Raw genomic sequence first — 12004 nt, forward strand, 5'->3', positions numbered from 1 at the left:
GAGTGGCTGATAATCAGGCTCCTAAAAAGAAGGCTTTATACCAAAAAAAAATAGCCACAGCGCCAGAGTTATTCGAAGATAAAACCTCCGCGTCTCTCTGTCTCTGTGGCTATTAAACAGTCTTACTGATATTTATTAATTCAACTGGAACCTTACAACGACCCCACCTGAGGCATCTGTACGCGGGAAGCCAGCAGATGTTCTTGGTATTGTCCGACGGTAATCAACGAATAAGCGTAAAGACAAGTTCTTATTCAATTGATATTCGGCAGAAGGCGATAGATTTATTGAAAGGGACCCTCTCGTGCGTTCGAAGATATCCGAATCCAGTTTTTGCGTCACCGTCAAATCATCACGATAGCTAAAGTTGAACTGGAAATCCAGGTCATTGGTATTCAATCGGCCGCCAGCACGATTTTGACGAGGGCGCCCTCCCGGAGCTGTTGTATCGGGATCGGGCTCATCGGTATTGCCACGGCCTTTCTTCTTCTTATTACCCGTAAGGAAGCCGATGTTCACGCCACTCATCCGGTAACCAAAACCTGTAGCAATCTCAGAAGAACGGGTTTGGAGCAACTGCTTACCCGTAATATTGAGGGCCAAAGTTCTGGCTTGTTTGTAGTCGAAATTCATAGACATACCATTCTGAAAGGTCATGTCTATGGCAAACAACGGTGCAAAGTTTTCCTGAATGACAACATCCGGAATTTCAATTCTCGGAAAGAAGTCATAGGTTTCTTGATCTAAACCTCCAGCCGTAGGGTTTTCCCGAAGCGACCGAAGATAGTACAGGCTCGTCTCGTAATTACTAATAGTAAAGGTCGACTTGTATCCGTGTGAGATATTGAAGCTTGAGAATATATCTCGGAACGCTTTCAATTTCGCCAAACCGTTGTAAGTCAATCGCCAGTTAGGTTTCCAACTTGTATTAAACGGATCAAGATCAATGGTATTAGGATCTTCACCTGAGTAAGCAGCAATAAAAGCGGGGATCAAAACATCCTGCTGGTTACGTCCAAAGCCTGCAGTATAGCCTTCGGCAGCCAGGTCTGGATCTTCGTGAATACCACTACCTAAACGCTGAGAGATGATTCGTCGATAGCCTTGAAATGTTTTGAACAGTCTTTTTACCGAAGCCGTGTCACTTTGGAACATCGTCGACAAAGCGTTGTAAGACACGGTCAAGCGGCCACCAAAATTCGGAATCCGGTGTTCAAAATCAACATCAGGATTTTCCTTATCAAAAATCTTGAAGCTCTCTGTATAATTCTCTGTAAAGCTGCGACTCCCTTCGATTTCCAGTCGAAAATCCTGGAAAGGCTCAATCGTAATCCGCCCTTCGTAGTTCTGGGTGTATTCCTGAATAACATCCTGATTTAAAAAGACGTTTTGCGTGATCCACTCCCGATTTTGGTATAGCCAGTCATCTGAAACAGGATTACCCGCATTAGCGGCTTCTCGTTCCGCATTTGTCAAGGTCCGAATTTTAGGTTGTAACCCAGCTACAAAACCCCATCCTGGTGCATCAAATCCAGACGACAACCCTAAGAGTTCGGTCTGAGGTGTGAATCCTGGCACTACCGTACGCATGTTTTCAGAATAGGTAAGTCGGCCCTTACGGATTAGGAGTAAAGGACGTACCAAGGCCCGGGTAATTGGGCTTATTTCTCCGTCCCTTTTCTTTCTGCCGCCATTTCCATCTGCTACTTCCTCGTCTTTTCCTGTGTTATTTCGCCCAGAAGGCGTTCTTCCTGAATTACGAGAAGGACGTGCCGGGCGATTGATTTTCTTCAGGAATGGTACCTGATCATATAGTTTATCAAAATTCAGGTCCGCATTTAACTGTCGGTTTTGTGAATTCTGAATTACATTACCCAAGCTATCCACGTTCAGTGATGCTGCATTCCAGGCATAGCCCCCCTGATATTGAGCACGTACCTGTACCCAGTCCATATATGGAAGATAGCGAATAGGTAACGTGTAAGATAAACTCACATTGTGTTCATATAACTTAGGGCGGCCAAGGTTTCGGATATTGGTCCAAATACTGTCTTTTCTGAATTGGTCTATATCCGTAATCGTTGGGTCCTCTAATGCTGCAATCTCATCTGGTTCATCAATAGCGGCATTGGTATTGGCATTGAAATTGAATTTCAAGGACCGCGTTAAATCCCAATTCAAATCGTAGTTACGATTCCACAGGAAGCTCTTGTTAAAGAAAGTATTGAACCGTTCTTCTACACCAGAGAACCGGTACTGTGTCCGTGAAAAGCTCCGATCCAACACTGTACTGAAAGAGAAAGAATTTGGCAAAGGATTCAAATTGAACTCCTTTATTATTCTGAGCGGTTTACTCTTAATTCCTTTAAACGGCTGTAGATAATTAGTAGGTCGGCTATAAGCATAATCAATACCTCCAGCATATTCCTCACGGGTATCATTCAGAATAAGAGGATCACTTTGTTCCGTACGGGTATAGTTATAGCTAGCGCTGAAGTTTTCAATATCCCAAGGCTTAGGCTTTGCTCCTCCATTGTCGCCGCTGCGTTCAATACCAACATTACTAAAGTTGTAAACAACTCGGTTGGTAATATCTTGCGCCTGCTCGCGAATAGAGTCACGCGCAGTAGCACTTTCCGTGGCATCGAGTTTATCCTTCAGGCGAATATCCAAATCATAAGGGTCGAATTCCGGCGTACTTGTTGTATTAGAACGCTGCGCATAGAAAGGAATCCGTAGGCCCCACTCATCAGGGAAAAACTTATCGATGTTTACATCGGCAGCAATATCATAGCCAGTAATTTGTTCGCGGCTACGCTCCATCACACCGTTGTCAAGTGCTCCGAAACCGATACTATTGTAGTTACCAGCAACGGTAACTGACCCCAAATCGGCCAGTTGCATGTCCATCCGTCCAATGGCAGCCAGGCCGCCTTTTTCATTCAAGCCGGTGAGACGAAGCTCGTTGGCCCAAACTTCGACAGGATATTCAGCACCTGCATAAGCATCTCCATCTACTAATGGGTTACGAATACCAATCATCATTACCTTAACAAACCCTAAGTTCGGATTACCTCTAACTTTGATATTGTGAATTCCCTGAAGGCCATCTTCCCCTTCGGAAACATACACCTGCGTGTACTCTTCTGCTTCATTAAATTCGACATCATTCCGTTCCACTTTTAGGTTCTTAAGTACTTCTAGTGGGAAGTCAAATTGGTTTTGTCCACGCCACACCTCTGCCTTATAGGCTGGTGAATTAGGATTTGCATCGGAACTTACGGCTCCAGGGCGAGACATTTTTAGCGGTATCTCGTACTCATAATAGTTACTACTAAAGTCACTACCTAGGCGGATAAACATACTAAGTGCATCATCTGGCACGGTAACCCCGTTTCTTTCTTCTGCGTGTACAAACATCTGTAATCGTTCGTAGAGACGCATATCTACTTCGGTATATTTAAAGACCGACTGAACAGCACCATCACATAGTTTATCTATTCGTAAAGCCAGTGACTGTTCATTTTGCAGTGCATTAAACACGCCAAGTGACTGCTCACGCTGGATACCTAATGGCAGCGTATAATTGAAAGGCTGTTTATTGCCATTCTCTTCAATATTTACAGCATCGATCTGGAAATTCACCCCATCTGTTTCACAAGGCTCAAGGACACCATCATAACCAATATCATCTCTGGTGTATCGACGCCACTGGTTACGGACTAGTTCCAAGGTTGCAAAACGCAGAATGGTAGGAGCACTAAATCCTTTCATGTACATCCGCATAAAACGAATAGAACGGAAGTTTTGAATACCATTAATAGCATCAAATACGCCCGGCTTCTCTTCCTGCCGAAGGGGGACCCTAAAACGGTACCAAATACGATCACTGGTCTGATCTTCGATGCGGTCGGTAATATACAAAGCCCTCTCGCGGTCGATTTCCCGGGGATTCGTCGGATCCGCGTAGATAGGGATGGTATATTCGTAGTAAGATTCCGTCTCGTTCAGGGTATTATCTGCATCTAAATCTTCCGCATCTGGAATATTCGTACCTGACTGACGAAGTTGTGTTCCTTGATTAGCACCAGAGTTACCTTCTGGGTTATTGAACTGGCGATAGCGCTCTCGCAATCGGTCATTGCTACCGAATCCATCATTGTAAAAACGGAAGTTATCATTGGCTACGTCTCTCCTCAATAAATTTGCTGCTTGTGGGTTGAGTGTACCAATGGCATTCAAATAGCCACTATAAAAATCTTCCTCCTCTGCATCCGTTAAACCATCAAGTCCTACATCCTGTAGTGCTCTGGTTTCCGGATCATTGTCAAAAGCACGGGTAATCTGCTGTCCTACAGGCACCTTACCCCAGACGGTATTGTCTACCGGGCGCTCCTGGTTAGCTGGGCCAGGTAAACCGTTTTCAAAAAAGCGGCGAGAATCCTGTAGAATATCTTCTGAAACATTCCCTAAATTGAAGTAAAGATTACCTTGCTTATTTTCATAATTAGGATCGGCCTGTGTTGGATTGCTAGGGTCCAAGAACGGAGATAACATCCAGAATTCTACAAACTCAATATTTGAGGTTTGGAAGTCATTGGTCGTAATCGCGCGCATGATCCCTCCCCAGCGGGTTTCCGGGTCGTTGAGCTGTACTGGTGACAACGAATCGGTAGCTGAAGCTTGAACTCCTGCCGTCAAACCTTCGCGGCCGCCAGGAATATCGAAGTTATAAGCACCTCGTTGGTTAGGGAAATAAGACAAATCAAAAACTTGCACATCCGAGCGTTGGTTAGGCTGAATAAACAAATTGGGGAAAATCTCATTCTGAGGCACTAGGCTCGTATAGGGATCACTGTTGTCCTGGCTTGTTCTTGCCAGCGGATCAATACGATACCAGTTTAGTCGGGCGCGGTTTGCTCCCGAGACCAAGCCTCCACGGTTGGCTTCCGGAAACTTGGTGGGCTGCCCTTGGGGTACACTCGCCAAATACCACTGGTTGGTTGGCTGGCGCAAGTCGATGGTACTTGCAGACCCTTCAAAATCATCTACATAAACGATACCCGACTTATCATCTCTACTTTGGTTGATCGCCCGCGAGTGACCGGGATCAAGCGCAGCAGCTTCCGCCATAATTGAAATACTGGAAGGCTCGGTTGTACTATAAAATGGCAATTTATCAACTAGGCGAGTTAAGAATGGTGCATCCTTACTCATGTTGAAATCAAGGCCATAAATACGGTTATTTATCGGATCATCGCCAAAGTTCACCTTAGGAGTAAAGGGGCGTTCAAACAAGTTCAGGAAGGTCGCTCCGATATTTACATTTTCATTGACTTCGTAGTCTGCCCTCAGGCCTATCATCGTTTTATTCTGCAAACCGAAGACGGTATTATCCTCAAAGGAAACGTTGATGGGTACTCCTGAACTAAGAATAGCATCGTTGAGAATACGAATTCGCCCTGTTGAATAATCAATATCATAATCCTGTCCAGCGACCAATAACTGTCCACCAGCAGTAACACGCTCTGAGCCAGGAGGAATATTAAACGCTCCTAGGGAAAGCTCTGAAGCAACTGATGATTTGTAGGTTCCTTTGATGACATAGCGGTTCTTTTCAGGAAACTCACGCGCATCAAAGACAATTTCGTCATAGAGCTCCTGATAAACGAAAGAATCCCGAATGGCTCCTTCTATTTCTCCTGCCAGATAGCTACCAAAAGGTTCAAGTACCGGGAAGATTATTCGTCCATTCGACGGGTTGATGGTTACTCCTGGAACAAAGTCGAAAATTCCATCAGGCTGAGGATCTCCTTGTACATTAAGGCGATCCAGGTTGAATACGCGAACCAAAGGAACACCTGCCAAGTTAGACTTTGGCAAGAACCGTTTAACACCACGCCCCGGATCATCATAAAAAATGTCTAAACGAAAGTCCTCCTGGTTCACCTGATAGGCCCCGATGGAATAAACGTTTTTCATCATTAAGTCCCAAGCTGGCACATCCACCTGCTGGGTCGTACTTTTTAGCATCTTCGTAAAAAGTACGGTAGAAGTTTGTGTCGTATCAGTGGTAACATCAGCTCGGTTGATCGAACTGGTACCTACTGCAAAAGGTTCTCCGTTGTATTTATAGGTATAGGAAACCGCCAGCACTTGGTCTGGTTGCAACTGAATATTCAAAGAGATAAACCCAAGTTCAGGGTGAACGGTATAATCACGGGGGCTCAATTTACGTGCCCGTACTTTTTCAAAATCAATGGACTGTCGAAGATTGAACTGAGAAGACTGAAGAATGGCTACCGCACGGTCGATATTTTGTAATTCTTCGTTGGCCGTAATCCTATCGTAAAGGTCATTAGCGCTGTTATCTGGTAGTGGCCGGCCATCACAAATTTCCCGATAGCGTGGATCAGCTTGTGCTTCTATTTCAGCAGGGTTAGTCAAGCGTTCTGGCTCGCCCAAATCGGCGAAAGCTACAATATCTCTTGTATCTTCTACATCATTTCTGTCGTTAGTCACCCATACTTCCAGGTTTTCTAAATGGAAAAGTGTATTGATCTGCGGCAGATTCGTGAGTGCTGGCTCAAAAGCCGCACGGTTATAGTGCGAAATAAAAAAGTGGCGATTTTCATCGTATTCATCCGACTTCACCTCATACTCTGTTACTTGGCTCCCTCCCTGAATGGTAATATTTTCATTCTCGGATTGCTGCTGCGAGGCGATGGCTGTCAAGCGCAAGTGGCCAAACTGTAGTTCGGTCTTAAGACCAAAAAGGCTTTGTGCTCCCTGAATTAATTGCCCGCGCAATGGTAAACTGACATTACCCGCTTCGATTTTTTTCAGGATATCATCTTCCCCATAGAGATCACTATTGTAATCGATTTTGATTTGGTTGTCAAAGTTGAAGGTCGCTTGAGTATTGTAATTTGTTGACAATTTCAATTTCTCTCCAATCTGTCCTGTGACATTCATCTGGATGGCCATATCAAAATCAAACCCGCCATTGCGTTTTTGTCGCTGGGTGAGGATAGGGTTCTCTACGTATTGGTAATCAAAACCAAAGGTAAGGTCGATGCTTCCCTGAGGTTGGATGTTGATTTCGTTTCCTCCAAAGAGTCGATCAATTAAGCTGGACTGTACATCTACCCCAGCGAGAGGGTCATCAATACTGAGACTACTCCCTCTATTAAAGCCGCCCAATTGGTCAAAATAGCGTTTCTGATCACGCTGGCGGGTAATTTCCATATACTCGTCGAAGGAGATATAAGTAGGAGGCCGAAAGAGGGTTTCCCCTATTCGTTCGGTAACGATATACTGCCCGGTAATTGGATCGTATTCAATTGTTTGCTCCACCGCTGCGGGATCATTCAGGTCGAAGGGGTTATTGGTAGGATTCGTTATAAAATCTTCGTAACGGTCCTGCAATGGCGGCAGGGTATCCTGAACGCTAGCTTTGACGTAATTGATCTGGTATGGATCGTCTAATCCTGGATTACTACCCCAAGCACGAAGGCTTCCAAAAATAGCAAGGGTAATAAAAATACTTGAGAGTAGAATTTGTCTAATCATTGTTTCTCACTGTTCGATTCTCTATCCCGATTGTTCATTCCTTAAACGAGCTCTACCGTTCCTTGGGGTAGAAGACTCAAAATTTAACACCGCAGAAGGTTTAGGGTAAAATAGCATACGCTAGCTAAGATGACAAATCCCGTAATGCCTGCTTGATGAGTTGCTCCGCACTGTCCACTGGCGACTCCCGAAGGATGCGGTTCAGGATACGTTGCACCTGCGGGCGGGAAAAACCTAATGCCACCAAAGCAGATAACGCCTCTTGCCGAAGGGTATTGTCTTTAGGGGTGCTAAGAATTACAGATTCGCCACTATCTTTTAAAACTTTATCCTTAAGGTCTAGAATAATGCGTTTTGCCGTCTTTGGACCAATGCCTTTCACCCCTTTAAAAGTATTGACATCTTCCCCTATAATTGCAGCCCGCAACTCGTCAGGTGTAAGGCTAGACAGCGCTATTTGGGCCGTTGCGGGGCCTACCCCACTGACCGATATTAGCATGCGAAAAAAATTACGCTCTGAATCCTCTGCAAAGCCATAAAGGGTATGGCTATCTTCCTTCACCTGCAAGTGTGTCAAAATGCGGACTTGTTCCGCTTTTTCAATTTGAGCGTAAGTATGAAGACTAATATTGATGTGATAACCAATACCTCCTGCTTCCACCACAATAAAGGTGGGATTCTTGAAGGCGATGGTACCTTTTACGTATGTAATCATGGAAAGGGGCTTAATCTATTGGATCAACCCGCAAGTTTTATTACATCCAAGCCTTGCTTATTTGCACCTGTGCTTCACTCCTGAAATTCTCATATAGCTATGGCTACACTCCGGTTTCAGCTCCTCGCCCAAACACAAATAAGCGGCGACTTAGTAAAAAGAAACTTACGGGTTGATCCACTAAGAAGTAGTTTGTCTCATGAGCGCGATCAACACAATTCGCCCATCAGGGCGAGACTACACCAAAAACTGGAGGGCAAAGGTAAGAAGAATCGCAGGTATTAGCTTATTTTGGGCACAAAATAGAAGGTATGTATCTCAAGATTAGCTTACGATTACTTTTTTTTGTTGTTCTTGGCTCCTCTCTCTCTGGCTGCGGTGCAGAACAAGCGGTGGAGAACCAGCCTCAATTAGAAGCAAATTTTTACGTGCGATACGTCGCTGAAAATCAAGAATTACGTGGACAGGCTTCTTTTTTCAAAGAAGACTCTACGACACTTTCTTTTCCTGGCGGAGTATCCTTTATGGGTAGTGGTACTCAACAGAAACAGCTGCCGGAGAACCTCCTGCGTTACGAAGGAAAAATGCGCGTCCCGTTCCAGGCTTCTAGCCGCTTTACTTTCACAATGCCTGGCCATGACACCCCTAGTGAAGTAAAGCTTCCCATGACGGGAATTAACCAATTCACTATCAATTCCGCAAGTGTTTCAGAGGGACTCAGGCTAACGATTAATGACAAATTAGCGGCTGACGAAAGCCTTTTGTTATTATTTACGGACCCTAATGAAGAAGTCCGCACTATCGTACGTCCGGGCCCCTTCGAACGTAGTGATTTATTTATCCCTGCGGATGCAGTAGCTCTATTCACCCCAGGTTCTTACCGGATCTATTTGGTAAAAAGCAAACAACTAAAAGGCGAAATCCCTGGCCTTAGCTATGAGGCCTCTATTGAATTCTATTCCAATGAAAAGGAATTTGAATTAAAAGAGTAGCTTTAAATAATCAGCCAACTATCTTACTATGAAAAAACCACACCACCCTTTAAACGGCCTCTTGCCGTATCAGAAGCAAGTTTCCAACTCGCTCCTTTTGATTCTCTTCTTATCTTGCTCTTTGATAGGTAATTCACCGCTCACTGCTCAAACTTTCACTGATGTTGCCCAAAATGCAGGCATTGAGCACACCTTTTCTCCCTATATTAGTATTGGTGGTGGAGCTGCTTTTTTTGACTACGATATGGATGGTGACGAAGATGTATACTTCACCGGGGGCAGGCTTATGGATAAACTTTACAGAAATGAAAACGACGGTACTTTTACGGATGTAACTATTGAAAGTGGTCTCGGAATCACCGAAACCTATTACACCACCGGAGTAACTACCGGAGACATTGACAATGATGGGTTTAGGGAAATCTTTGTTACCACTTTCGGCTTTTCCGGTCAATACTCCCCGAATAGAAGAAGTCTTTTTTTTAGAAACATGGGTGATGGTACCTTTCAAGAAATGGCACCACTTGCCAACTTAGGAGATGCTTCTCGCTCCGTAGGTGCCGTTTTTTTTGATCATGACTTAGATGGTTATCTCGATTTGTACGTATTGAACTATATCGACCGAACCAACCCCATAACCAATCAATCAGGGACTATCGGCTTCGATCATGATTGCTACGAAAATTATTTTTACCACAACAATGGGAATTTCACTTTTACAGAAGCAGCCTTCGAGCTTGGTGTAAATGACAACGGTTGTTCATTAGCTGGAACTAATACCGATTTTGATACTGATTCGGACCAAGACCTTTACCTCGTTAATGATTTTGGTCAATTTGTAGAACCTAATTTTTTCTGTATACCAATGAACTTACTACGGGAGTATTCGACACTATGGTAGGACAATCCAATGGTTCAAATATTGGCCTTTATGGTATGGGAGTTGCCTGGGGGGATTATGACCTCGATCAGGACATTGATTATTACATTACTAACCTTGGTAGTAATGCGCTTTTGAATAATGATGGAGCGGGCCAATATCAGGATGTTGCCGCCGCAGGTGTAACAAATACGAATACCCCTGATGGGTTATTATCAACCAGTTGGGGTACTGCTTTTATTGATTTTGACAATAACCTGTACGAAGATCTTTTCGTGTCAAAAGGATACATTCCTGCTGCTGATTTTATTGCGACTGGCAGCTTGGACCCCAACAAACTCTACTATAACAATGGGGATCAAACCTTTACGGATATATCAGATGCAGCAGGGTTTAATAGTAATGAAAGATGCCGCGGGTTGGCTTATGGAGACTATGACAATGATGGAGATGTAGACTTGTTGGTGAGTAGTATGTATGGTGTTGTAGATGCTCCAGCGGTAAAACTCTATCGTAATGATTTAGACAATTCAAATAATTGGGTAAAAATAAAACTGGAAGGCACACAATGTAACCGTGATGCTATTGGCGCACAGATTAGCGTATTTATTGACGACCTTGTTCTCATCCGTGAAATTAGCGGTGGCGGCAGTCATGCTTCTCAACACTCTTCTATCGCCCATCTTGGACTGGCAGATTATTCAAGCATTGATAGTGTACAAGTTAATTGGCCGGGAAATCCAACAGAAACTTTTTTTGACCTCGCAATTAACGAGCAACACCTTCTGGTTCAAGGAGCATCACCTACCGTAAGAATTAATTTTTCCGTAGACATGAGTTTCCAGGAGGTAAACCCAGAGGGTGTTTACGTTAGAGTCACCTCTGAAGATGGAGAAATCCGTCAAAAACTCCTCTATTCTCCCTATCAAGACCACCAATACAGTGTTTCTTTTTTACAAGAACTTGGTTTTAGTGGTTCATATACCTTACTCAATGGGCGCTGTAATGACGGTAACTGCCAGGAAGACCTAAGCGAAGAAAACTGTGACGACCTCACTGTCGATTTTGAACGTCTACTCGCACCCGTCTTAAACGACACCACAATCAACCTTTGTTTTGGCGTGTGTTACGGCCTTCCTTGCCAGTCAACAGTTGATAGTTTCAGTGTTCATTTCGCCGTTAACACGGCTCCTTTAGGTCAAGACTTAGATGATATTTTCATCCGTGGCCTCAGCCCAACGGGGGACGACTTAGCAATGAGTGACCCCGAAGGTGACGGCATCTACGAACTCAGTATAAACCTGGCCGAAGGCTTTTCGACCTACTTTACTTACGTTAATGGAGACTGTGACGACGAATCTTGTGCGGAAGATTTAAGCGAACAAGATTGTACTGACGAAATCAACAATCACTACCGCTACCTCCCTCCATTAACACAGGACACCAACCTTACTGCCTGCTATGACGTATGTGATACAGACAATTGTATTGTGCCACCCAATTTCAATCTTCATTTCACACTCAATACAGCTCCGCTAGACGAGGACCTCGATCAAATTTTCATCCGTGGCCTCAGTCCAACAGGTGCCGACCTGCCCATGAACGACCCCGAAGGCGACGGCATTTACGAACTCAGTATAACCCTCGACGAAGGGTACTCCACTTACTATACTTATGTCAATGGGGAATGCAGTGACGAATCCTGCACCGAAGATTTAAGCGGACAAGGATGCACCGACGAGGCCAACAATTACTATCGCTTCTTACCTCCTCTCACGCAGGACACTATGCTCTCTGCCTGTTTTGGCGTTTGTAACACCGACAGTTGTTTTGCTCCTATTGATA

General features: G+C 44.4%; 5 protein-coding genes. 3 read left to right on the top strand and 2 right to left on the bottom strand.

The window, feature by feature from the left end; genetic code table 11:
- Positions 1-135: 135 nt before the first annotated feature.
- Together sprA and ruvA are read right to left on the bottom strand one after the other, a co-directional pair.
- A complete protein-coding gene (gene sprA / locus ACRBG0_RS24230) occupies positions 136-7572 on the bottom strand; it encodes a cell surface protein SprA (protein ID WP_431489423.1) in 7437 nt (2478 codons plus the stop codon).
- 124 nt (positions 7573-7696) lie between these two features.
- The gene (gene ruvA / locus ACRBG0_RS24235; RefSeq protein ID WP_431489424.1) at positions 7697-8287 is read right to left on the bottom strand and encodes a Holliday junction branch migration protein RuvA; all 591 of its coding nucleotides are present in this window, start codon (positions 8285-8287) and stop codon (positions 7697-7699) included.
- A 311-nt stretch (positions 8288-8598) separates the two neighbouring features.
- Between ruvA and ACRBG0_RS24240 the strand changes: the two genes are divergently transcribed.
- From ACRBG0_RS24240 to ACRBG0_RS24250, 3 genes are all read left to right on the top strand, one after another.
- Positions 8599-9279 (top strand): hypothetical protein, encoded by a 681-nt coding sequence (locus ACRBG0_RS24240; protein ID WP_431489425.1) that lies wholly within the window; start codon positions 8599-8601, stop codon positions 9277-9279.
- A 28-nt stretch (positions 9280-9307) separates the two neighbouring features.
- Positions 9308-10180, top strand: a complete 873-nt coding sequence (locus ACRBG0_RS24245; RefSeq protein WP_431489426.1) for an FG-GAP repeat domain-containing protein — start codon at positions 9308-9310, stop codon at positions 10178-10180.
- Positions 10174-12004: CRTAC1 family protein (locus ACRBG0_RS24250; protein WP_431489427.1), on the top strand; the 1831-nt coding region annotated here is incomplete at its 3' end. The genes ACRBG0_RS24245 and ACRBG0_RS24250, both read left to right, overlap by 7 nt.

Origin of the sequence: Lewinella sp. (assembly GCF_050633125.1) — a bacterium.
Lineage (GTDB): Bacteria > Bacteroidota > Bacteroidia > Chitinophagales > Saprospiraceae > Lewinella.

Coding starts and splice junctions, on each gene's coding strand:
- sprA (WP_431489423.1), bottom strand. CDS start 7,572: ATGATTAGACAAATTCTACTCTCAAGTATTTTTATTACCCTTGCTATT.
- ACRBG0_RS24245 (WP_431489426.1), top strand. CDS start 9,308: ATGAAAAAACCACACCACCCTTTAAACGGCCTCTTGCCGTATCAGAAG.
- ruvA (WP_431489424.1), bottom strand. CDS start 8,287: ATGATTACATACGTAAAAGGTACCATCGCCTTCAAGAATCCCACCTTT.
- ACRBG0_RS24240 (WP_431489425.1), top strand. CDS start 8,599: ATGTATCTCAAGATTAGCTTACGATTACTTTTTTTTGTTGTTCTTGGC.